This is a genomic window from Sorangium sp. So ce693 (genome assembly GCF_051521375.1).
GTDB classification, from domain to species: Bacteria; Myxococcota_A; Polyangia; order Polyangiales; family Polyangiaceae; genus Sorangium; species Sorangium atrum.
On record NZ_CP150347.1, the window covers coordinates 6,678,059 to 6,700,470 of the forward strand.

The 22,412-nt window shown below is 72.1% G+C and carries 11 protein-coding genes; 5 read left to right on the forward strand and 6 right to left on the reverse strand.

Going from position 1 to position 22,412, the window contains the following annotated elements; genetic code table 11:
- Positions 1 to 98: 98 nt before the first annotated feature.
- The gene (locus WMF14_RS24755; RefSeq protein ID WP_437804284.1) at positions 99 to 1,391 is read right to left on the reverse strand and encodes a M18 family aminopeptidase; all 1,293 of its coding nucleotides are present in this window, start codon (positions 1,389 to 1,391) and stop codon (positions 99 to 101) included.
- Positions 1,392 to 1,687: 296 nt separating this feature from the next.
- On the opposite strand from WMF14_RS24755, the gene WMF14_RS24760 reads away from it, so the two are divergent.
- The 3 genes from WMF14_RS24760 to WMF14_RS24770 all read left to right on the forward strand — a co-directional run bounded on the left by WMF14_RS24760 (position 1,688) and on the right by WMF14_RS24770 (position 4,690).
- A complete protein-coding gene (locus WMF14_RS24760; protein ID WP_437790017.1) occupies positions 1,688 to 2,824 on the forward strand; it encodes a quinone-dependent dihydroorotate dehydrogenase in 1,137 nt (378 codons plus the stop codon).
- The gene (locus WMF14_RS24765) at positions 2,814 to 3,962 is read left to right on the forward strand and encodes a GNAT family N-acetyltransferase (RefSeq protein WP_437790019.1); all 1,149 of its coding nucleotides are present in this window, start codon (positions 2,814 to 2,816) and stop codon (positions 3,960 to 3,962) included. Before WMF14_RS24760 ends, WMF14_RS24765 begins: the two co-directional genes overlap by 11 nt.
- Before the next feature lie 68 nt (positions 3,963 to 4,030).
- Positions 4,031 to 4,690 carry a hypothetical protein gene (locus WMF14_RS24770; RefSeq protein WP_437790021.1) on the forward strand — a complete coding sequence of 220 codons (660 nt, stop codon included), beginning with the start codon at positions 4,031 to 4,033 and terminating at the stop codon, positions 4,688 to 4,690.
- 48 nt (positions 4,691 to 4,738) lie between these two features.
- Here WMF14_RS24770 and WMF14_RS24775 read toward each other — a convergent pair whose 3' ends face one another.
- Positions 4,739 to 6,040 carry a sigma 54-interacting transcriptional regulator gene (locus tag WMF14_RS24775; RefSeq protein WP_437331053.1) on the reverse strand — a complete coding sequence of 434 codons (1,302 nt, stop codon included), beginning with the start codon at positions 6,038 to 6,040 and terminating at the stop codon, positions 4,739 to 4,741.
- Between the two features lie 427 nt (positions 6,041 to 6,467).
- On the opposite strand from WMF14_RS24775, the gene WMF14_RS24780 reads away from it, so the two are divergent.
- On the forward strand, positions 6,468 to 8,810 hold the full coding sequence (locus WMF14_RS24780; RefSeq protein ID WP_437790023.1) for a DUF1588 domain-containing protein: 2,343 nt from the start codon (positions 6,468 to 6,470) through the stop codon (positions 8,808 to 8,810).
- An 8-nt stretch (positions 8,811 to 8,818) separates the two neighbouring features.
- On the forward strand, positions 8,819 to 10,093 hold the full coding sequence (locus WMF14_RS24785; RefSeq protein WP_437790025.1) for a DUF1501 domain-containing protein: 1,275 nt from the start codon (positions 8,819 to 8,821) through the stop codon (positions 10,091 to 10,093).
- Between the two features lie 87 nt (positions 10,094 to 10,180).
- Here the strand turns inward: WMF14_RS24785 and pbpC are convergent, their stop codons facing one another.
- From pbpC to WMF14_RS24805, 4 genes are all read right to left on the reverse strand, one after another.
- Complete coding sequence (gene pbpC / locus WMF14_RS24790; protein WP_437790026.1) at positions 10,181 to 12,778, reverse strand: penicillin-binding protein 1C; 2,598 nt, start codon at positions 12,776 to 12,778, stop codon at positions 10,181 to 10,183.
- A gap of 3 nt (positions 12,779 to 12,781) precedes the next feature.
- Entirely contained in the window at positions 12,782 to 18,550 is a 5,769-nt protein-coding gene (locus WMF14_RS24795; protein WP_437790028.1) for an MG2 domain-containing protein, read from the reverse strand.
- 201 nt (positions 18,551 to 18,751) lie between these two features.
- Positions 18,752 to 21,157 (reverse strand): GH116 family glycosyl hydrolase, encoded by a 2,406-nt coding sequence (locus WMF14_RS24800; RefSeq protein ID WP_437790030.1) that lies wholly within the window; start codon positions 21,155 to 21,157, stop codon positions 18,752 to 18,754.
- Between the two features lie 260 nt (positions 21,158 to 21,417).
- On the reverse strand, positions 21,418 to 22,401 hold the full coding sequence (locus WMF14_RS24805; RefSeq protein WP_437790032.1) for a hypothetical protein: 984 nt from the start codon (positions 22,399 to 22,401) through the stop codon (positions 21,418 to 21,420).
- Between the last annotated feature and the right edge of the window lie 11 nt (positions 22,402 to 22,412).

Consider the following 22,412-nt stretch of genomic DNA (forward strand, 5'->3'; position numbering starts at 1 on the left):
GACGGGCCCAGATCGGCGTTTTCGGCGCGGAAGCGTACTCTCGTACGCTGAGCACCGAAAATGCCGAGGTGGGCCCGTATCCGCAGCGGGTGCCCGCCTCAAGAAAGCGCGCGGCGGTAGGTTTCGAGCGCGAGGTGGACGTCGAGCGTGCCGGCCATCTCGCGGCAGGAGTGCATGCTGAGCATCGGCGCGCCGACGTCGACCGTGGCGATGCCGAGCGAGGCCGCGGTGATCGGGCCGATCGTGCTGCCGCAGGGGAGATCGCTGCGCACGACGAAGCGCTGGGGGGCGTAGCCCACGTCGTGACAGAGCGCCTCGAGCGCGGCGGCCGTCGCGCCGTCGGTCGCATAGGACTGGTTCACGTTCGACTTGATCACGAGCCCGCGGTTGATCTGCGGGGCGTGGCGCGGCTCGTGCTGATCGGCGTAGTTCGGGTGCACCGCGTGCGCCATGTCCGCCGAGACGAGCAGCGACCCGGCCATCGCGCGGGCGAACGCCTGCGGCTCGCGCGCCGGGTAGACGTCGACGATCCGCGCGAGCACGTCGCGGAGCACGCTCCCCGCTGCCCCCACGGCGCTCCGGCTGCCGCACTCCTCGTGATCGTAGAGCGCGATGACGCGCGTCGCGGCGGAAGGAGCGGCGCCGATCAGCGCGGCCGTCGCGGCGTGGCAGCTCGCGAGGTTGTCCAGGCGGGACGCGAAGATGAACTCGTCGGAGAGGCCGCCGAGCGACGCCTTGAGCGTGTCGTACAGGCAGAGATCGAAGCCGAGGATGGCGTCGCGCGGCGCGTCGATGGCGCGCGCGAGCAGGGCGTTGAGATCGGCCTCCCTGCCGAGGCCGATCACGGGGACGAGGTGCTTCTGCGCGTTCAGCACGAGCCCCTCGGAGTTGACCCCGCGGTTCAGGTGGATCGCGAGGTTCGGGACGCGGGCGACCGGGCGGCCCAGGTCGACGAGGAGGCGCTCGATCCGCCCGTCCCTGCGCACGTGGACGCGGCCGGCCACGCTGAGATCGCGGTCGAGCCAGGTCGAGTACAGGACGCCGCCGTAGACCTCGACCCCGAGCTGCTGGTAGCCGCTCCGCGAGAGCTCGGCGCTCGGCTTCACCCGGAGGTTCGGCGAGTCGGTGTGCGCGCCGATCACGCGAAAGCCGCCGAGCGCCGGGTGCTCGGCCCCGACCACGAACGCGACGATCGTCGACCCGCCCCGGATGACGAAGCGGCGATCGCCCGGAGCGACCGCCCACGCGTCGCGCTCCCCGAGCTCCGAGAAGCCGGCCGCCACGAGCCGCGAGGCGACCTCGCGCACGGCGTGGTACGGCGTCGGCGAGCGATCGATGAACGCGCAGAGATCGCGGGCGGCCGCGACGCCGCGCTCGCGCAGCGCCGCCATCTCGTCCGCGCTCCTCGCGAAGCGCTCGCCAAGGTCGGTCAGTGGCCTGGGATCGCCTGCGCGATCGAGGATCTCGGGGGACGTCATGGAGGGCGCGGAGTCTAGCAGAGCAGCCGAGCCCCGCCCGGCGCGCCGGCACGCGCCTCCGTGCGCGGACGCGCTCGCTCACGCCGCACGCCGAGATGGCGGCCCACGCGGCCGGTGCGCCATGGTATCCGCCACCACCGCGCCGCTCGCAGGACCTCCCTCCGACGCCGCACGCCGCACGCCGCAACCCGCAACGGAGACGCGCCCCGATGTACCGCCTCGTCCGACCGCTCCTCTTCGCGCTGCCGCCCAGCCTTGCGCACGAGCTCGGCATGCTCGCGCTCGCCCCGCTCGAGCACGCAGCGCCGCTCCGCGCCCTCGTGCACGCCCGCCTCGCGCCCCGGGACGGGCGCATCGCGGTGCGCGCCATGGGGCTCGACTTCCCCTCCCCGCTCGGCGTGGCGGGCGGCTTCGACAAGGATGCGCGCCGGGCCCGCGCGCTCGCCGCCCTCGGGTTCGGCTTCGTCGAGCTCGGCACCGTCACGGCGCAGCCCCAGGCCGCGAACCCGCCGCCGAACCTCTTCCGGCTGCCGGCCGACCGGGCGCTCATCAACCGGCTCGGGTTCCCGAACCAGGGCGCGGCCCGCGTCACGGAGCGGCTCCTCGGCCGCGGCGGCGCGGCGGCCGTGGGCGTGCCGGTGGGCATCTCGATCGGCAAGTCCAGGGTCGCGCCGCTCGATCCCATCGAGCCCGCGATCGACGACTACCTCGCGAGCTTCCGGGAGGCGCGGCGCGCGGCCGACTTCGTCGTGATCAACGTGTCGTCGCCGAACACGAAGGACCTCCGCGCGATGCAGGGGCCGGCGATCGCGCGGGCGCTGCTCTCCGCGATCGCGCGGGAGAACCGCGCCGCCGGGGCGCCGCTGCCGCTGCTCATCAAGGTCGCCCCGGACCTCGGCGACGAGGAGCTCGAGGCGCTGCTCGCCGTGGTCGAGGAGGTGGGCCTCGCCGGCGTCATCGCGACCAACACGACCGTGCGGCGCGACGGGCTCGCGACGAGCCCGGAGGCCGTCGAGGCGATGGGCGCCGGCGGGCTGAGCGGCCCGCCCCTCCGGCAGCGCTCGCTCGCGATGGTGCGGCGCATCCGCGCGCGCCTCGGGAGCGGCGTCACGGTGATCGGCGCCGGGGGCATCGAGTCGGCGGAGCACGCGATGGACCAGCTCCAGGCGGGCGCCGACCTCGTGCAGCTCTACACGGGCTTCATCTACGGCGGCCCCCTCCTCCCCGCCGCGATCGCGCGCGGGCTGTCGGACCTCGTGGCCCGCTCCGGCGCGCGGTCGATCCAGGATCTCGTGAGCCGGCCAGGCGGCGCGACGCGCGCTGCTATGATCGGCCATGGAGCTTGAAGCGCACGTCCACGACACCATCCGCGACATCCCGGAGAGCGAGTGGAACGCGCTCCACGGGGTGAGCGAGGCGCCGTTCCTGACGTGGGCGTGGTTCGACGCGCTCGAGCGGACGGGGTGCGTGGGCGAGGAGGCGGGCTGGCTGCCCCACCACATCACGCTCCGGGCCGAGGGGGCGCTGCTCGCCGCGGCGCCCGCCTACCTCAAGGACAACAGCGAGGGAGAGTTCGTCTTCGACCACGGCTGGGCCTCCGCGTCCCACCAGATCGGCGCGCCGTACTACCCGAAGCTGGTCGTCGCGGTGCCGTTCACGCCCGCGACGACGCCCCGGCTGCTCGTGCGGCGGCCGGAGGACCGCCCGGCGCTCCTCCCCGTCCTCGCCGAGACGCTCCGCAAGCTGGTCGCGCGGAGCCGCATCTCGAGCGCCCACGTCCTGTTCCCGACCGAGGACGAGGCCGCCGCCCTCTCCGATGCCGCCATGGCGCACCGCTGCGGCGTCCAGTTCCAGTTCGAGAACGAGGGGTATCGGACGCTCGACGACTTCCTCGCGCGCTTCAACGCGAAGCGGCGGCACCAGATCCGGCGCGAAATGCGCGAGTCCACGAGGCAGGGGCTGTCGATCGATACGCTGCGCGGCGCGGAGATCACGCCGGAGATCGTCGATGCCATGTTCGGCTTCTACGTCTCCACCGTGGAGAAGTTCGCCTGGGGCCGGCAGTACCTGAACCGCGCCTTCTTCGAGGAGATCACGGCCCGCCTGCGCGGCGGCGGGGCCCAGGGAGGCGTCGAGATCGTCCTCGCGCGGGAGGGCAAACGCCCCATCGCGGGCGCGCTCAACCTCGCCGGGCCCACGACGCTCTATGGCCGTTACTGGGGCGCATCGGAGGAGCGCCCGTTCCTGCATTTCAACGTCTGCTATTATCACCCGGTCGAGGACTGCATCGCCCGGGGACTGCGCCGCTTCGAGCCGGGCGCAGGGGGGTCGCACAAGCTCGTTCGCGGCTTCGCGCCGAGCGTCACCCACAGCGCGCACCACATCGCGCATCCGCGCCTGGACGCCGCGGTGCGCGAGTTCCTCGCGCGCGAGCGCGCGGCCGTCCGCGCGAAGACGGCGGACAGGAGCGTGGCATTCCGCTGAGCGCCCTCCTGGCGCAACGCGACGTGCGGTGTTGACGTGACGCGCGCTGGAGAGGGATGCTGCCGGACATGCGCGCCTTTCTTGCACTCCTCGCCTCCTCCATCGTCTTCGGGCTCGCCGCGAGCGGCGGCTGCTCGAGCAATGAAGCGACCGATACGACCTCGACGACGGTGGCGGCCACGGTCGCCGGCGCCGGCGGCTCGCTCGGCTTCGGCTGCTTCGGCGGCAGCCCGGATGGGCGGTGTACGATCCTCGCCCAGGTCCCCGAGAGCTGCAGCTGCCCCGACTGCTCCGACACGGCGAGCTGCCTCGGCCGCTGCAACGACGACGGCGCCTGCGACATGCGGCCGGACGCCCCCGACGGCGAGGATTGCACCTGCCAGGACTGCGCGGGCACCGTCGCGGCCTGCAGCCCGAGGCGCGGGTGCAACGACGCAGAGGGATGCAACGTCAACGAGGATTGCACCTGCCCCGACTGCACGGGCACCCCGCGGTGCACGGATCACTGCACGGACAACGGCTCGTGCGCGGAGTACTTCGAGGGTTGCTCCTGCGCGGATTGCCGCGGCGTGGAGCGCTGCGGCGGGGGCCCGGCCACGACCACGGCCACGACGGGCAGCGGCGCGGGCGGCGACCCGGCCGGCAGCGGCGGCGCGGGCGGCGACCCGGCCGGCAGCGGCGGCGCGGGCGGCGGACCGACCGGCAGCGGCGGCGCGGGCGGCGCCTAGGACACGCTCGGCGCCCTCGCGGCTCCGCGCCCTCGCCCCGCCGAGCCCTCACTGCTTCGCGGTGAGCCCGTGCTTCCTCAAGAACATCCGCACGTGGTGGCGCTCCATGCCCGCGCGGCGCGCCATCTCGCTGACGTTGCCGCCCGTCGCGCGGATCAGCTCGCTGAAGTAACGCTGCTCGAACGCCGCGACGGCGCTCCGCTTCGCCTCGCCGAACGCCGACGTCGGCACGACCACGTCGCCGCCGCCCTCGAGCGGCAGGATCGAGGCGATCGCCTCGGCCCCGGGCGGCAGGCTCGCGGCCACGCTGGTGACGTTCATGAGCTCGCGGACGTTGCCGGGGAAATCGTGCTGGCCGAGCGTCGTGGTGATGAGATTGACCATCTCCACGGCGCGCTCGGGGCACCCCAGGCGCTCGCAGACGCGCTCGACGAGCAGCGGGATGTCCTCCCGCCGCTCGCGGAGCGGCGGCAGCTCGATGCGCATCTGGGCGATCCGGAAGAAGAGATCGCTCCGGAAGCGCCCGGTGTTCATGCTGCGGCCGAGGTCGCGGCGCGTCGCCCCGATGATCCGCACGTCGACGGGCTCGTAGATCCGCGACCCGACGCGCTTCACCTTCTGCTCGGTGAGCGCGCGCAGCAGCTTCGGCTGGAGATCGGGCGGCAGCTCGCCCAGCTCGTCGAGGAAGATCGTCCCGCCGTTCGCCTCGTGGAAGGCGCCGCTCCTCCGATCGTTCGCCCCGGGGAAGGCGCCGCGCTCGTGCCCGAAGAGGAAGCTCTCGGCCAGCGCGCCCGGCAGCGAGGCGCAGTCGACGACGACGAACGGGCCGCCGCGCCGGCTCGAGACGTCATGGATGGCCTGCGCCGCGAGCTCCTTGCCCGTGCCCGTCTCCCCGGTGATGAGCAGCGAGAGCTCCGTCGAGGCCACCTCGCGCAGCAGGCGGAACAGGTGGCGCATCCGCGGCGAGGCGCCGATCAGCGGGCCGAAGCTCTCGTCGAAGCCGACGTCGACGCGCTCCTTCTCGAGCGGCTCGAAGCTCAGCACCGAGCCGCCGATCTGGATGGCGCACGCGGCCGTCAAGATCGCCTCGCGGATGCGGACCGTCGACACGAACGTCCCATTCTTGCTGCCGAGATCGCGGACGAGCACGCCCGGCCCCTCCGCGCGAAGATCGCAATGCGTCGAGCTGACCTCCGGATCGTCGACGACCACACCGCAGCTCGGATCGCGCCCCACCACGATCGGCGCGATGCCGATCTTGACGGGATCCCGGCCCGTCGACCGCAGCGTGCCGCCGCGAACAAACCACTGAACCGCGCGAGCGCGGGTCGCATCCCTCGTCGAGCTCATATCCAACGGTTATTCGATTTCCCTGGTCTTGACCACATCCACGCACGCTCCGCCCGCCCGCGGGAGCGAGCGCCCACCTGGGCGCACCGGGTACGTGGCTTCCGGAGGAGCCGCAGCCTCTCGTCGCAAAACTTCACAGCCACTAGAGGTAACAACGAGAAATTCTGATCAAGCGATGTGCTGAGCGCATAGCGGGAGAGGCCCTCGAGAGGTTAGAGTACGTGGTCTACGCAAGCGATGAAGCGGGCGTTCGTCCAGCTCGCCTCATCGGGTGTCGATGGTCGATGAACGAGGACCCGACCATCGCGGGGCGGAGGCGCCCTGCGATAGGGCTGTCGGTGTGTGGTTCTTTCAACGCGGTTCGGGGCTCCGCTCTCCCGGTCCCCTCAACGTGGGAGTCGCGCGAGCGCTCCCGGCGAGGATGCTTATGCCGAGAATAGGATGGTCACTCCGGAAGCGCGCCGCGACGGCCCTGGGGCTCCTGGGGCTCTCCGCGGGCGCGAGCGCGCTCGCGTCCGTGTCCACCGGTTGCAGCAGCGAGGCCGAAGGCCCGTGCATCTCCGACGAGCAATTCTTCGCCGAGAAGGTGTGGGTCCCCGTCCTCTCGACGAAATGCATCGGCTGCCATAACCCGCAGGGGCAGGCGGCGGAATCCAAGCTGATCCTCGCCGGGAGCAGCGAGGCGGGGTTCCTCGACAAGAACCTCGCGACGTTCAAGTCGCTCGCCGGGCTCGAGCTCGGCGGCGAGTCGTACGTCCTCCTCAAGCCGACGAAGGCCATCGAGCACGGCGGCGGCAAGGTCCTCGCCTCGGACAGCCCCGAGGTCGAGGCGCTCCGGGCGATGGTGGAGCGCACGAAGGAGCCGTCGTCCTGCGAGACGGACGTCAACGCGTCCTTCGCCGGCGTGGTGATGAGCGGGCCCGTGGAGACGCTCCGCACGGCGAGCCTCGAGCTCGCCGGGCGCCTGCCGACCGAGGCCGAGGAGGAGGCCGTCGCAGAGAGCGGCATGGCCGCGCTGGATCCGATCCTGGACCAGATGCTCACCGAGGAGACGTTCTATGTGCGGCTGAAGGAGATCTACAACGATCTCTTCCTCACCGATCGTTATCTGAACGGCGAGGAGGCCGTCGATCTGCTGCGGAGCGACGCGTACGATCCGAAGTGGTACAACAGCCTCCCTCAGGATCCGGCGCTGGTCGCGAGGTACGGCGCGCGGGACCTGGAGGACGTCGCCAACAAGCTGAAGAGCTGGACGAACCGGGCCGTCGGCAGGGAGCCGCTCGAGCTCATCGCCTACATCGTGCGGAACGACAGGTCCTTCAAGGAGGTCCTCACCGCGGACTACACGGTCGTGAGCCCCTTCTCCGCCAGGGCGTACGGCGTGACGGCCGAGTTCAAGAACGACGCGGATCCGGACGAGTTCGTCCCGGCGAAGCGCGATCCGATCCCGCTCGCCGGCGTGCTCACCTCCCCCGTCTTCCTGTCCAGGCACCCGACGACGAACACCAACAGGAACCGCCACCGCGCGAGGATGGTCTATCAGTTCTTCCTCGGCACCGACATCCTGAAGACGGCCGAGCAGCCGCTCGATCAGACGAAGATCACCGACTTCAACCCGACGATGAACAACGCGGCGTGCACCGTCTGCCACGCCGCCCTGGACCCGCTGTCAGGCGGGTTCCACAGCTTCGACTCCGCGGGCCGGTACAAGGAGGACGACACCTGGTACGAGGACATGCGGCCGCCGGGCTTCGGCGCCGAATCGGTGCCGTTCAGCGAGTTCCCGAGCGCGCTCTCGTGGGTGGCGAAGCGGGTCGCCGACGACCCCCGCTTCGCGCTCTCGGCGGTCTACACGATGTACAGCGGCCTCACCGGGCAACAGCCGCTCGTCGCGCCGACCAACGAAGATCCGGAGTTCAACGCCAAGTTCCGGGCGTACCTCGCCCAGTACCACGCGTTCAACACGATGGCGCACGACTTCGCCGACAGCGGCTACAACCTGAAGACGGTCGTCAAGGCCATCGTCAAGAGCCCCTATTTCCGGGCGCGCAACGTGGCGCAGGCGTCCCGGGGCGAGGCGCTCACGCAGCTCGGCGGCACGCGGTTCCTCGGGCCCGAGCAGCTGCACCGGAAGATCTGGGCGGTGACGGGCTATCCGTGGCGCCCGCGGGCGTTCGAGGACGACGGCGTCCGCTACGACTTCCTGCTCCGGCGCGACGCCTACCGCATGCTGTACGGCGGCATCGACTCGCAGGACGTGATCCAGCGGATCACGGAGCCGAACGGGATCATGGCCAACATCGCCGACCGGATGGCGAACGAGATGGCGTGCATCGCGGTGCCGCGCGATCTCTACCTGCCGCAGGAGGAGCGGCTCCTCTTCCCGTACGTCGAGACGACGTTCGAGCCGCGGGACACGAACGACTTCGACGTGCTGCCGGCCGTCGAGGGGATCAAGCAGAACATCCAGTACCTGCACAAGCGGGTGCTGGGCGAGTCGCTCGAGCTCGGTGATCCCGAGATCGAGCGGACGTACAAGGTCTTCCTCGAGACGTGGGAGGAGGGCAAGGCGGGCATGGCGAAGCCGGAGGGCGAGGAGGGCCGGCTCTCGAAATCGCTGCCCGGCCCCTGCCAGGTGCACAACGACTACTGGACTCGAGAGGGGCTCCCCGACGATCAGAAGCTCACGCGCGACGAGAACTACACGATCCGCGCGTGGATGAGCGTCATGACCTATCTCCTTTCGGACTTCAGGTTTCTTTACCAGTAGGAGCAGCCATGGAACGTCGAGATTTCCTCAAACTGGCATCTATGGCGGGCCTCGGCGTCGTCGCAGGGGGCGTGCTGTCGAGGGACGCCGCCGCGGCCGGCCCCTACGAGGGCCCGCTCTGGGTCCACATCCACGCGAGCGGCGGCTGGGACCCGACGAGCCTCTGCGATCCCAAGGGCGCGTTGGACGAAGAGGAGCAGAAGACCCGGCAAGCGATGAACCGCAGCTACCTGCGCGAGGCGATCGGGACCGCCGGCAATCTCAAGTACGCGCCGGTCGGCGGCAACGACGCGTTCTTCAAGAAGCATTACAGCAAGCTGCTCATCATCAACGGCATCGACACCGGGACGAACAGCCACGACGCCGGCGTGCGCAACACGTGGTGCGGCACGCTCCGCGAGGGCAAACCGGGCTTCGCGGCGCTCGTGGCCGGCGTCCACGGCGGCGCGCTGCCGATGGGGTTCATCAGCAACGGCGGCTACGACGCGACGGCGAACGTCGTGGCCGTCACCCGCATACCCGACACCGGCCTCCTGCAGCGGCTCGCCTATCCGAACAGGATCGATCCGGGGAACGAAGAGAACCGCGAGCAATACCACACCGACGCCACGATGACGCGGATCCTGGAGGCGCGGCAGGCGCGGCACGCGGCGAAGCTCGAGCAGCAGCGGCTGCCCCACGTCAAGCAGGCGATGAGCACGCTCTTCACGTCGCGCGTCGGGCAGAACGAGCTCAAGCAGCTCATCCAGTACCTGCCCGCCGAGTTCGAGAAGGCGTCGCTGCGGCGGCAAGCGCAGGTCGCGCTCGCGGCCTACCGCGCCGGCATCTGCGTGAGCGCCAACCTGTCGGTGGGCGGGTTCGACACCCACGGGAACCACGACGACAACCACATCCCGCGGCTCACCGAGATCTGCGACGGGATCGACTTCATCCTGACCGCCGCGGAGGAGCAGGGCATCGCGGACCGGATCGTCCTCGTCGTGGGCTCGGACTTCGGGCGGACTCCGGGCTACAACGAGGGCAACGGCAAGGACCACTGGAACATCACCAGCATGATCCTGGCCGGCGCAGGCATCGCGGGGAACCGGGTGATCGGCGCGACGGACGACCGGCATAACCCGCTCGATGTCGATCCGGTCACGCTCGAGCCCAAGGAGGGCGGCGTCCGGCTCAAGCCGGGGCACATCCACAAGGCGCTGCGCAAGCTGGCGGGGATCGCGGACGATCCGCTCGTGGAGCGATTCCCGCTCTCCGAGGAAGAAGACCTGCCCATCTTCGGGTGACGTGGCCCGCGGGCGGCGCGCCGCACCGCCGCCGACGCCATCGTCTGCAGCGCGGGTGAGGAGACGGGATGTCGCCTTGCCCGCCGGTCACTCCACCGAGAACGCGATCTCCTCGCTGGCGGCCGCTCCGTCCGCGTCGATGCGGAGCCGGTGCGCGCCGGCGACGAGCGGCCAGTCGAGCGCGAACGGCGGGCCGACCTCGATGGGGCGCCCGTCGAGCACGAAGCGCACGCGGGGCACGCCCGGAGGGACGTCGGCGCGCAGCCGGATCGCCTGCAGCGAGTTGATCGAGGGGTCGAGGACGAACCGGGCGCCGTCGGGCGGGTACGCGACGCGGACGCGCGCGCCGGCGCCGGCGCCGGTCAGAGGAGCGCCGGGCGCGCCGTCGAGCCCGGCGAGCGCGCCGCAGAGGGGCGACGCCGCCTCGGGCGCGAGGGGGCGGCCGGCGGCGCGCGCCCACGCGGTGAGCTCCGCGTCGTAGCGCTCGAAGACGCGCTCCTCGACCGCCGCGTCGGGGCAGGCCCCGGCGCGCAGGCCGTTGCGGCGATCGATGCGCACGGCCTCGTGCATGTCGCACGGCGAGAGCGCCGCGGCGTCGCCGCGCGGGAGGAGCTCGTGGCGGCGGTGCGGGCACGCGGCGGTCGGCCGCATGCCGGACAGGGCGCAGACCTCGACCTCGGCGAGCTGCTCGGGATCGGGGGGATCGAAGGGGCGCGGCGGCCGGACGCGCGCGGCGGCGAGCATGGCGTCGCGGAACAGCGGGCCCGCGCCGGTGATGCCGCTGACGCCGCCCATGGGCGAGCCGTCGAAGTTGCCGACCCAGACGGCGACGGTGACGTCGGGCGTGAAGCCGACCGCGACGTTGTCGCGGAAGCCCTTCGACGTGCCCGTCTTCGCGGCCACAGGGAACGGGAGATCGAGCGCGTTGCCCTCGCCGAACGACGCGAGCCGCGCCCGGTCGTCGGCGAGGATGTCGACGATCACCCGGGCGCGCGCGGCGTCGAGGACGCGCGCGCCGCGCTCGGGCGGCGCCGCGGGCGGCTCGGCGGGCGCGCCGCTCCCGCTGCGCGCGGGCGCCACGGGAGACGCCGCTTGCGAGGAGGGCGACGGAGACGACGAGGGGGCGAACGAGCGCACCGCGCGCACCGGCAGGTAAATGCCTCCCCGCGCGAGCGTGGCGTAGGCGTTCGCGAGGTCGATCAGGCGGACCTCGCCGTCGCCGAGCGCGATGGCGACGCCGTAGCGCGACGGCTCGCGATCGAGCGAGCGGAGGCCGAGCTCCCGGAGCCGCGCGAGGACGCGCTCGGGGCCGAGCGCGGCCGCCGCCCAGACCGCAGGGACGTTGTACGAGTTGGCGAGCGCGTCCCGCAGGCGGACGGGGCCGTGGAAGCGGCCGTCGTAGTTCCGCGGCGCGTAGTTGCCGTCCGCCGTCGGGAACGAGAGCTCGACGTCGGGAAGGACGGTCGCGGCGGTGAACCCGAGCTGCTCCATGGCGAGCTCGTAGACGAACGGCTTCAGCGCAGAGCCGGGCTGGCGCAGCGCGAGGACGCCGTCGTTGTGGCCGAGCCCGGCGGCGTCGTCGATGTCGTGCGAGCCGACGTACGCGAGGATCTCGCCGGTCGCGTTCTCGATCACCACCACCGCCGCCGCGCCGACGTCGCGTTCCGAGAGGCCGCGGACGGTCTGCTGCGCGAGGACCTCGATCTCGCGCTGGAGGCCGCGGTCGATCGTCAGGGTGATCGAGGTCGCCCGGACGAGGGGTGACGCGGCGCCGGGGCCCTCGGCGTGATGGCCCGCGCCCGGGCCCAGGGCGCCGCCGAGCACGGCGCGGACGAGGTGCGGCGCGCCGAGGCCGCCCCCCTTCGGGGCGAGCGCGATGGGCTCCGCGCGGGCGCGGGTCACCTCGGCCTCGCCGGCGAGGCCGGCCGCGAGCATGCGATCGAGGACGCGGTTCCTGCGGCGCTCGAGCGGCCCGGTGCCGCGTCGCGGGTCGTACAGCGCCGGGCCACGCGGCATGCTGGCGAGCGCGGCGGCCTCGGCGAGCGACAGGTCGCGCGTGGGCTTGTCGAAGTAGAAGCGGCTCGCCGCCTCGACCCCGCGCAGGCCCGGGCCGAACGCGACGCGGTTCAGGTACTGCTCGAGGATCTCGCGCTTCGAGAGCGACGCCTCGATGCGCAGCGCGAGCGCCGCCTCGCCGAGCTTGCCGCGCGCGGTGCGGGGGCGCGGCACGAGCGTGCGCGCGAGCTGCTGCGTGATCGTGGACCCGCCCGAGACGACGCGCCGCTCGGCCGCGAGCTGGCCGATGGCGCGCGCGATCGCGATCGGATCGACGCCGGGGTGGCGCGCGAACCGCTTGTCCTCCGCGGCCAGGAGCGCGCGCTGGATGCGATCGCCGGCCTCGGAGAGCGGAAGCCAGCGCGCCCGCGCGCCGTCTCCAGCGCGCAGCTCGCGGAGCACCGTGCCGTGGCGGTCGAGGAGGACCGTGGACACGGCGTGGTCCTCGGTCGCCCCGAGCTCCGGGGGCAGCGGCGTGAGCGCCGCGAGGGCGGCGAGCAGGAGCCACGGCGGGACGGCGAGGGCGAGCGCGATCTGCGCCGCGCGGCGCAGGATCCGCCGCGCGCGCGGGCCGAGCCGCGCAAGCCACCGCCCTGCGCGACCGGGCCCCGGCGGGGAGGGCGCGTTCACGGCTCAGCGCGGACGCGGCGCCGCGTCCGGCCCTCGGCTGGAGACCTGGACCGTGACGGCGCCCGTCCGGCCGAAGACCTCGGGGCTGTACATCTCCTCCGCGCGCGCGGGCGGGACCACGAACGAGCCGAGCGTCGTGGCGCGCGCGAGGTACCGGTACCGGTACATCCCGGCGGCCATGTGATCGACGAAGAACAGGACGCGATCGTCGCGGATCTCGCGGACGAAGCGGCTCGGGTCGTAGACGCGGCCGGTCGCGCGCTCGTCGTCCCGATCGACGTCGGCGTCATCCGCCTCGGCCTGGGCCTCGGCCGCGTCGACGTCCAGCGAGCGCGCGGACGTCGCGAGCCGCGCGTCGACCGCCTCGAGGCCGGCCGGCAGCGGATCGTCGATGACCACGAAGTCGCGCGGAGAGGGCGTCACCACGACGATCTCGCCGAGCACGAGGTCGCCGCCGGCGAACGCGACCGACGCGGGGGCCGCGCGCTCGCTCGACGTCGACGCGCCGCCGACGACGGCGGCGAGGTCCTCGGGAGCGAGGGCGCGGAGCGACTTCTCGACGAAGAAGCCGCGGTCGAGCGCCGCCGTCGGGAGCTGCTTGCGCGCGTAGCGGAGCCGCGCCTCGTAGAAGAGGCGGCCGCGCCCGTCGACCGCGAACGCGAGCGGCGCGCCCGCGGCGCTCGCGAGCCGCGCCGCGGGGATCGACGTCTTGACCTGCTCCGTCGTGGGGCCGTGGAACGGCGCGGAGAACAGCTCCGCCTGCCCCAGGAACACCCGCGCGTCGAAGTCCGGCGCCGTCTTCTCCTGCGCCTTGCGGTACTGATCGAGCGCGAGCAGCGCCCAGGCCGTCTCCTGCGTGCTGCGCCACGTGCCACCGCGGCGATCCGCGAGCAGCCCCGCCGCGAGCCGCGGCGCGAGCGGGTGCGCCGGCCGCGCCGCCAGCAGCGCGCGCAGCACGAGCGCCGAGGTGCGGGCCTCGGAGTCCATGAGGACCGCGTACGCGTCGCCGTGGTTGTCGACGGCCCGCGCGACCGGACCGTCGAGGTGCAGCGCGCCCTCGAGCTCGCGGACGAGCTGATCCACGGAGCCCCTGTCGCTCTTGCCGATCACCATCGCGTGCGCGAGGAGCGCCTTCGAGAAGAGCGGAAGCTTGTCGCGCTCGTCGAACAGCTGGCTCGCGCGCCCGGGGTCGGGGGCGCCGCTCGCCGCGAGGACGTCGACGAGGAACGGCGCCGTCGCCCGGAGGAGCGGGTCGGCGCCGGTCCGGTTGAGCTCCTGGCGCAGGTACGACGTCGCGCGCTCCACCGCGTCGGGCGGCACCGCGACCCCGTAGCGCCTGGCCTCGGTGAGGCCCCACAGCGCGTACGCCGTGGTCCACAGGTCCGCGCCGTCCGACTCGGCGAAGAAGCCGAAGCCCCCGTCCCCGCGCTGGTGCGAGACGATCTCCCGGACCGTCTTGCCGATGACGGCCGTGAGATCCTTCGGCAGCGCGATCCCGTAGGCCTTCGCGAGATCGCGAAGCGACAGGAGCGGCACCATCCGGCTCGTCAGCTGCTCGGTGCAGCCGTACGGGTACTCGAGGAGCTGCTCCACGCCGCCGCCGAGGCCCACGAGCGCGGTCGGCGCGAGGCTCACGGCGAGCCCGCCCGTGTCGTCGCGGATCGCCGACAGGTCCCCGAGCCGCTCTGCGCTCGCGGTCGTCGTGTCGCCGTAGAGCGCCACGGCCTCCGGCGCCATGGGCGCCTTGATCTCGCGGTTCACCTCGACGACGTCCGACGCGCCGCCGCCGGTCGCGCGGAAGCGCAGCGTCGCGGGGCCTGCCCGCGGCGCCGAGAGCGCGAAGCGGACCTCGGCCGACCCGCCCGGGGCGAGTTCGACCGTGCGCTTGGCGCTGCCCGCGAGCGTCAGCCCCGACGCGGTGACCTCCACCTCGACCGTCGCGGGCTTCCCGAGCCCCTTCGAGGTCACGACAACCCCCGCGTCGATCGCGTCGCCCGCGCGGAGGAAGCGGGGCAGCGCAGGCCGGGCCATGAGCGGGCGGCTCGCCGTCACCCTGGACTCGCCGTAGCCGAAGCGATCGTCCTCGGCGGCCACGACCGCCATGACCCGGTACGTCGTGAGCGAGTCCGGCAGCTTGAAGCTCGCGTGCACCTGCCCGGAGGCGTCGGTGACGAGCGCGGGGTTGTAGTAGGCGCTCTGCCGAAAATCGCGGCGCACGCCCGTGCCGCCCTCGGCGCCGCCGCCGCCCGCGCGCCCCTTGTCGGCGCCGAGGTCCGCGAACGGGTTGCGCACGCGGGCGAGCGCCTCGCGCGTCTCGATCGTCGCCACCTTCAAGGGGCGCGGCGCGCCGAACACGGGGATCGGATCCGGCGTCGTGTACCCCGTCAGCGACAGCACGCCCTCGTCCACGGCGTAGAGGGTGACCTCCGCGCGGGCCGGCTGGCCGGCGCGATCGCGGACGTCGACGTCCACGCGGATCGGATCGCCGGGGCGCGCGTCCGCCTTGTCGGCGCGGACGCGCACCGCGAGCCGCTGCGCCTCCGGGTTCACGCGGAGAGGGGCGTAGCCGAGGCGGAACGCCGGCGCGCCGACGTCGGGCCCAGGCACCCCGCCCTTCCCTGGCGCGGGCTGCGGCTTCGTCCGCCCGCGCAGGAGCAGCACCGAGACGAAGGCGTTCGGCCGGAGGTCCTCCGTGATCGGGACGTCGATCACGGGCATGGCGCCCGACAGCGTCACCTTCCGGTGCGTGGAGATGCCGGCGCGCTCGACCGTGACCAGCGCGTCGGCGGACGCGAACGGCGACTTCACGATGAGGCGCGCCGTCTGCCCGATCTCGTAGCTGTCGCGGTCGGGCACGAGGTCGACCTTGAGCTCGTCGCTGTCGCCGAAGCCCCCGCTGCCCTCGCCGAGCGCGTAGACCCCGGCGGCGGCGCCGACGGGGTTGCCGCGGCGGTCCCTGGCCGTCGCGTGCAGGAGGTAATAGCCCCCCGACGGGACCGTGAGCTCGCAGCTCCGCGGCGCCGCCGCCGTCGTGACGCCGCACCGCGCGACGATCTTGTCGACAGGCGCGCTCACGCTGCGGTACGCGCTGCCGCTCTCCTCCCGCGCGAGCGTCCACGTGCGGTGCACGAGCTCGACCCGGACCGCGACCTGCGCGACGCGCGCCCCCTTCGGATCGACCGCGAGGATCTCGGGGCGCAGCACGTCGCCCGCCTTCGCGAAGCGCTCGGGCTCCTTGAGGGCGACGTAGAACTCGGCCGGGTGCACGAGCGCCGTCGAGCTCCCGGCGATCGCCTGCCGCGACACGTCGGTGACCGACGCCTCGCACGTGACGAGCTCGGTGCCGCGCTGCCCGGGCATGGAGAGCGCCGCGCCGATCGCCGCCTGCCCGGCCGCGTCGAGCTTCTCGCGCGCGCTCTGCACCTCGAACTCGCGCGGCGCCTGGTCCCGCAGCGCGCCGGTGAGCTCGTCCTCGCGGACCGTGAACCCCTCGATCCCCGGCGGCGAGAACGACGCCGGCGCGCGCGTCACGGAGAGCGATGCCTCCGCGTTCGTCATCGGCGCCCCGAACAGGTAATCGCCGCGCGCGGTCCAGCGCGCCTTGTCGCCGCGGACATAGCTCGGCCTGTCGCTCTCGATGCCGACCTTGAACTCGGCAGGTCGGTACTCGGCGACCTCGACGCTGCCCCACACGTCCACCCACCCCGCCTCGCCGCCCTGGACCGTGGCGGCGAGGCTGTACGTGCCGAGCCGCGCGCTCTCGGGGATCTTCACGTCGGCCGAGAACGTGCCGAAGGCGCCGAGCGTCGGGGAGAGCGAGACGAGCGCCTCGCCGTCGGGCCCCTCGACCTTGAGCGCGACACTCTTGCCGGCAGGCGTCCTCGCCCCGCGCGCGCTCTCCTCGCGGAAGATCCCCTTCACGCGCACCGTGTCGCCCGGCCGGTAGATGCCGCGATCGGAGAACATCATCCCGAACGGGCGCGCCTCGCTGAAGTCCGACGCCGCGCCGAAGCGCCACCCGTTGAGCGAGTCGGCGACGCTCCGGTACGTCCAGTCGTCGCCCGCGCGCGCGAAGACCACGCTGCGCCCGAGCGTCGTCGTGGCCTCCGGACCGTGCGCCGTCGCGGGGACCATCGCGAACCCCTCGGCGTCGGTCGCCACCTCCGCGGGAGCGGGCGCGCCCGGTGCCCGGATCCACACGCGCGCCCCGGGCACCGGCGCGCCCGTCGACAGGCGCGTCACCCACACGAGCGAGCCGCTCGGCGAGACCTTCGCGCTGATCCCGAGGTCGGTCACCTGCGCGATCACCGCCTCGGAGGTGGCGCGCGCGTGCCGCGTCCCGGGCCGGCTGGTGTAGCTGATCCCGATCGCGAGCGGCCCGCGCTTGCCCTCGCCGCCCAGCACCTCGGCGGCGCGCACGAGGTGCGTCGCCGGCGCGTTCGTCGCGGCGGCCGGGCGCAGGACCGTCTGCTTGCCGGAGGGCAGCGCCGCGATCTCGCTCATCTTCGGGCTGCGCCCCGGGCTGTGCGGATCGCCCTGGAGCGCGAGGATCATCTCCTCGGTCATCGCGCCGACCGCGAGCGAGAGCTCGCGCACGTTCACGGACACGACCGGGATCTCGCGCCGCTGGGCCGGCTCGAACACGCTCCCGACGAGGCCGATCTGCGCCTCGGGCCAGCGATCGTCGAAGGCGATCTCCTCGGTGACGACGCCGGCGAGCGCCTGCCCGTGCACGTCGCGCAGCCCGGCGGCCACGCGCACCCGGTAGCTGCGACCCGGGGCGAACGCGCCGCCGAGGGGGATGTGGCTCGTGGGCTCGTCGTCCTCGATCCACGTCGGCCACCGCAGCTTGACGGCGGGCTCCACCGAGATCGCCCGCTTCGCGTCCGCGAACTTGACGGGGTTCGAGAAGGCGAGCGTGAACCCGCCGTCGGCCGCGCAGCGCCCCTGCGGCGTGTCGCGATCGCACTGGGGGCGCAGCGCTCGGAGCGGCCCGTAGGTGCGGTACGTGAACCGCTGCTCCTCGCCCGCCGGCAGCGGCCCCTCACGGCCGCGGAGGCCCTCCGCCACGGCGATCTCGATCTCGCTGTCGCGCGGCAGCGGCGCGCGGGGGACGAGCTCGGCGAGCATCTCGTTCTTCGCGTCGGGGCGCCGCACCTCGAACGCCACCTTGTCTTTTCTATCGCCCACCGTGAGGGACGCGCGCCGCGCGATCTCGGCGGTGTCGACCGGCTGGTTGAACCGCAGCTCGAACCGCGCGTCCGGCTTGAGGTCGTCCTTGCCCGACCAGGGTTCGACGCGCGCGACCGCTGGCAGCTCGGTGCGGAAGGTGAAGGAGTACGGCTCGGCGAGCACGCTGCCGTCGAGCGCGCGGGTGCCCGCAGGCACCTCGACGGTGAACTCGGTGCCGCGCGGCAGGCGCCCTTCCGGGACGAACGTGAGGCCGCTCGTGCCGACCCAGCGCCAGCTTCCAGGCGCGGACGGCTTCAGGACCGCGGGCGCCGCGGCCTCGCTGCCCGCGAGATCGAGCGACCGCATCGGCCGGTTGAAGACCAGGCTGATCTCGGCGGGGCTCGTCGTCTGCCCGCGGGGCGCGCCGAACACCACAGCGAACGGCCCTGCCGCGGCCTTTCCGCCCACATCGAGCGCTCCGGGAGCGAGCGTCCCTCGGGGCGGGACGTTGGGGGCGCGCGCGCCCTGAACGCACGCCAGGCTGAGGGCGATGGCCGCGAGAACGGCGGGCGCAGATCGGAGGCGCGGAGCGACGGACATGGCCGCGACTCAGCAATGGGGATGCCGCGGGCGCAAGAGGCGAGTCCGCGGCGGGATCCGGAGCGCGATGTGGCAGGCGAGACACACCCGACGACCCCCGGTGACGCGCGGGCGCGCGGGCTCTGGCCGCGACCGCCGCCGCTCTGGGGGCGGCGGCGAGCCGGGGGGCAACGCCGTGTTCGCGAGGGCGATATCGCGGGTCTACGGCGCGATATCGTACGCGTGCTTCGCTGCCCACAGCGTGGTGGCGCGCATGTAGTAGGGCGCGCGGATGCTGCCGTTGCCCTCCCATGCCTCCGGCGTGCGGAACCACAGGCCGTCGGTCTTCCAGATCGTGTCGACCAGGCTCGCGCCGATCTCGCCGGCCTGCGCGGCGAGCCCCTCCTGGATCATGCCGGACACCACGCCCCAGGACGTGCCCACCCAGCACTCCCGCGTCTGGTTGCTCGTTCCGTCGACCGAGCCATTGGCGGTCATGACATTGACGACGCCGCGGGTCCCGCCGTCGAACCGCTTGAAGTTGTTCTCGTAGATCTTCGTGAACGCCGACACCGCGTGGCTCGGGTCGACGATCGGCGGCAGCCCGAGGGCGCGCGCGTACCACTGGCCTGCGAGCTGGTCCGACATGATCCGGCTCGTGTCCCGGCTCCCCGTGTCGATCTTGTAATACGCCCCCGTCCAGAGCTTCGACTCGAAGCCGCCCTTGGCCTGATCGAACCACGTCTGGTAGGTGCCCGCGAGCGAGGTGTCACCGACCGCGGTCGCCAGCTCCTTCGCGGCCTCGCTGGCGGCGAGGAAGAGGCCCCCGCAGTACGCGGTGTTGCCGTGCAGATCCATGTCGTCGTACGTCTGATCGATGCCGTTGCTCTCCGGCAGCCCGTCCCCGTCGCCGTCCTGGCCCTTCACCTTCTGCATCGCCATCTTCACGGCGGGCCAGCAGTAATCGAGGAACTCCTTGTCGGTCTTCCCGGTGAGCGCCCAGTCGCGATAGACCATCAGGACCAGCTTGGAGTTGAGATCCTTCCAGTTGGTCGAGTCGCGGTACGTGTACGCGTTCCACTTGCGGAAGACGGTATCGGTGTCTCCGAAGTCGTGCGCGGTCGTCCCGATCGCGCGCGGCCTGTCGGAGCGCGTGGTCGTCACGCTGTCGCAGAACTGCCGCACCTCCTGCTTGTCGATGTCAGGCCAGAGCGAGAACAGGGCCCATGAGCCGTAAAAGCGCACGTCCGACGTCCCGTAGAACGGGTAGATGTACGACTCGAGGCTGGTGAACATGTCCTCGTCCGGGTCGTCCGGCTGGCCGGACGCAGCGCCGGCCTCCCAGTACGTACCCGCGACGGCATAGTAATAGAGCTCATTGAACAGAGCGCCCTTGAGCCACTCCGGGTACTTCGGGTCGTCGAGCACGCTCGCCTGCCAGTCCTGGATAGCCCAGAGCCACGGCTCGTGCTCGGCGAGCGCCTCCGCCGCGATCGTCCACGAGGCGTTCCCCGTCCGCCCGAAGCGGCGCGTGTACGCGCGGTACCATCTGTCCCCCGAGCCCGCCTGCGTGACCGGGATATCCCACGCGAGCACGATCGGCACAATGACGCTCTTCCCCGGCTCCACGGTGGCCTTGAACGCGATCGCCCCGAGCGAGTGCCCTCCCGTCGTGTTGGCGAGCGCGCCGTCGTTGGCGAGCTCGCTCTGCAGGGCGGCGACGCTGTCGGCGGACTGGTACGAGACGACAACGCCCGGCGCCTTCCGGCTGGCGAGCGTGAACTCCCCCTGCCCCTCGGCGTTCGGCGCCCCGCCGCCGCGCGTGAGGACAAGGCCGACGTCATCGCCGGAGGTCTGCACCATGGCGCCGTTGCCGCCGTGATCGTTCTTCCAGGTCAGCATCACGGCGACGTCACAAGGCGCTCCGGTCGGATTCGTGATCTCCCACCGATAGACGCCGACCGGATAGCTGGTCTTCTTGTAGTCGCCCGGGATGATGGGGCTGTATTGTTCGACCTTCGCTTTGCAGGGAAATGCCGCGCCGTGGTAATCGACCCACGAGCGCGGAAAGAGCGAGGAGTACGTCGCCTGCCCCTGGCCCAGGCCGTCTTTATCGAGGCGCTTCGTCTGCGCGTCGCCCCCTTCGGCCTTCTGGTACATGAAGAAGCCCGCGTTGTTGTCGACGTTCTGGTCGCTGCTCCCGATATCGAGGCGACCCTTGTAGAACCTTCCGTCGAACCGCCACGTGATCGTCCCGGCGCCGAAGCCGCCGATGGGCGCGCCGTCCTCGTAGACGCCGTCCGTGATACCCCTGCTCCACGCCTGAGCCGGGATGGAGATCGGCTCGCCCGGCACGTGCGCCGGCGGGCCGCCGCCTTCGCCGCCGCCGGAGCCGACCGCGGGCGGAGCGCCGCCGGTGCCCGCCGCTGACGACGAGCTGCTCGCTGGGCCCTGGCTTGTTCCAGCTCCAGTTCCCGTTCCGGCTCCGGCGCCGCCAGGCCCCGAGCCGCCATCCGACGAGGACGAGCTCGAGCTACCTCCACCGCACGACGCGGCTGTCGCGGCGACGAGGACGGCACCGGCAGCGACGACACCCAGAGAGCGTAGTGGGATAAGGGGCAATGTCATGACGGCGAGCATATGCGGTTCGCGACCACACGTCACCGTACCAATGGCAATGCATTCACTTCGTTACCGGTGGAAGATTCCGTCGTTTCCGGGGAAAACCCCTCTTCCCGCGTCACCGATCATCCGGGCAGTGTTAACGCGACGCGAAATGCACCGGGCATCTTCCACGGTGCGGACAACTCGAGCGCGCGAGCGAGGCCCGTATGATCTTCATTGTCATCATCAGGCTTGCTCCGCAGCTCGCGGCCGAGGAGCGGCGCTCAGGGCCAGGTGGCTTTGACCGCATTGATCCAGTAGTCGGCGAGGCGGAAGGCCGGATCTTGCTCGATGTGCACGAAGCGTCCGCTATAGCTCGCGGCGGAGCGACCACAGACCTGGCTCGACGAGACGAGGTTGAGGAGCCTGCCTTGAACGTTGGTCGTCGCGTTCAGAGAACAATCGCTGCTGCCGGGAACACCGACCCGCCAGGTGGGCTTGTCGGCCAGCAGGTTGCGCCTGAGCTCCAGTATCTTGTCACCCGAGACGGGGGCGACATCCATGCCGTGCGAGGCGAACACGTCCTCCGCGCAGGTGTCTCTCGCCATGCCATGCCACTGAACGGCCCACCAGGGCTTGGATCCGTAAAAGGCCGCGAGCTCCAGATAGGTCGCGTGAAACGCGTTCGTCACGTTGTGGGCCACGTCCGAGATCATGGTCGAGCTCTGGCAAGCGCTGTCGGTGAAGCTCGCATCGCGGTGAGCGCCGGCCATCAGGAAGCTGCGGGATCTCGTCGCCTTGAAGATGCTGACGGCCTGGATCTCCGTCTCCAGGTCCGCTGTCGCATGCGGCGCCGAATGAGCGAGCTCTCGCTCCGCAGCCGCGTCCACGATGAACGTGCCCAGCCCGAGATCGACGACTCCGTCGCTGTTCCGATCGCCGACCTCCATGAGCACACAGTATCTTCGTCCATTATCGACGTCGCGGAGGAGCCGGATCCGCGCTGACGACGACAGGCTGGACGGAAGCACTATATTGCAGCTGCCGCCCATCATGGCGCGAACGACGCCCCGCCACGCGCTCAGCTGCGTCGAGCTCGGGGTGACGAAGATGCCTGAGTCCCTGCCGGGCATCTGATCGCGAATGCACGTCACGAGCGCCTCCAGGGTCGCGCTCGACGAGCAGGTCAGGTCCGCCGACACCGCCGGGCGAGACGCCATGAGGACGCCAGCGCCGAGCAGGAACAAAATCGATCGTTCGAACCGCATGACAGCATTAC

Bases quoted from the DNA above. Each gene is read 5' to 3' on its own strand.
- WMF14_RS24755 (WP_437804284.1), bottom strand. From the start codon at position 1,391: ATGGCGGCGCTGCGCGAGCGCGGCGTCGCGGCCGCCCGCGATCTCTGC.
- WMF14_RS24760 (WP_437790017.1), top strand. From the start codon at position 1,688: ATGTACCGCCTCGTCCGACCGCTCCTCTTCGCGCTGCCGCCCAGCCTT.
- WMF14_RS24765 (WP_437790019.1), top strand. From the start codon at position 2,814: ATGGAGCTTGAAGCGCACGTCCACGACACCATCCGCGACATCCCGGAG.
- WMF14_RS24770 (WP_437790021.1), top strand. From the start codon at position 4,031: ATGCGCGCCTTTCTTGCACTCCTCGCCTCCTCCATCGTCTTCGGGCTC.
- WMF14_RS24775 (WP_437331053.1), bottom strand. From the start codon at position 6,040: ATGAGCTCGACGAGGGATGCGACCCGCGCTCGCGCGGTTCAGTGGTTT.
- WMF14_RS24780 (WP_437790023.1), top strand. From the start codon at position 6,468: ATGCCGAGAATAGGATGGTCACTCCGGAAGCGCGCCGCGACGGCCCTG.
- WMF14_RS24785 (WP_437790025.1), top strand. From the start codon at position 8,819: ATGGAACGTCGAGATTTCCTCAAACTGGCATCTATGGCGGGCCTCGGC.
- WMF14_RS24795 (WP_437790028.1), bottom strand. From the start codon at position 18,550: ATGTCCGTCGCTCCGCGCCTCCGATCTGCGCCCGCCGTTCTCGCGGCC.
- WMF14_RS24800 (WP_437790030.1), bottom strand. From the start codon at position 21,157: ATGACATTGCCCCTTATCCCACTACGCTCTCTGGGTGTCGTCGCTGCC.
- WMF14_RS24805 (WP_437790032.1), bottom strand. From the start codon at position 22,401: ATGCGGTTCGAACGATCGATTTTGTTCCTGCTCGGCGCTGGCGTCCTC.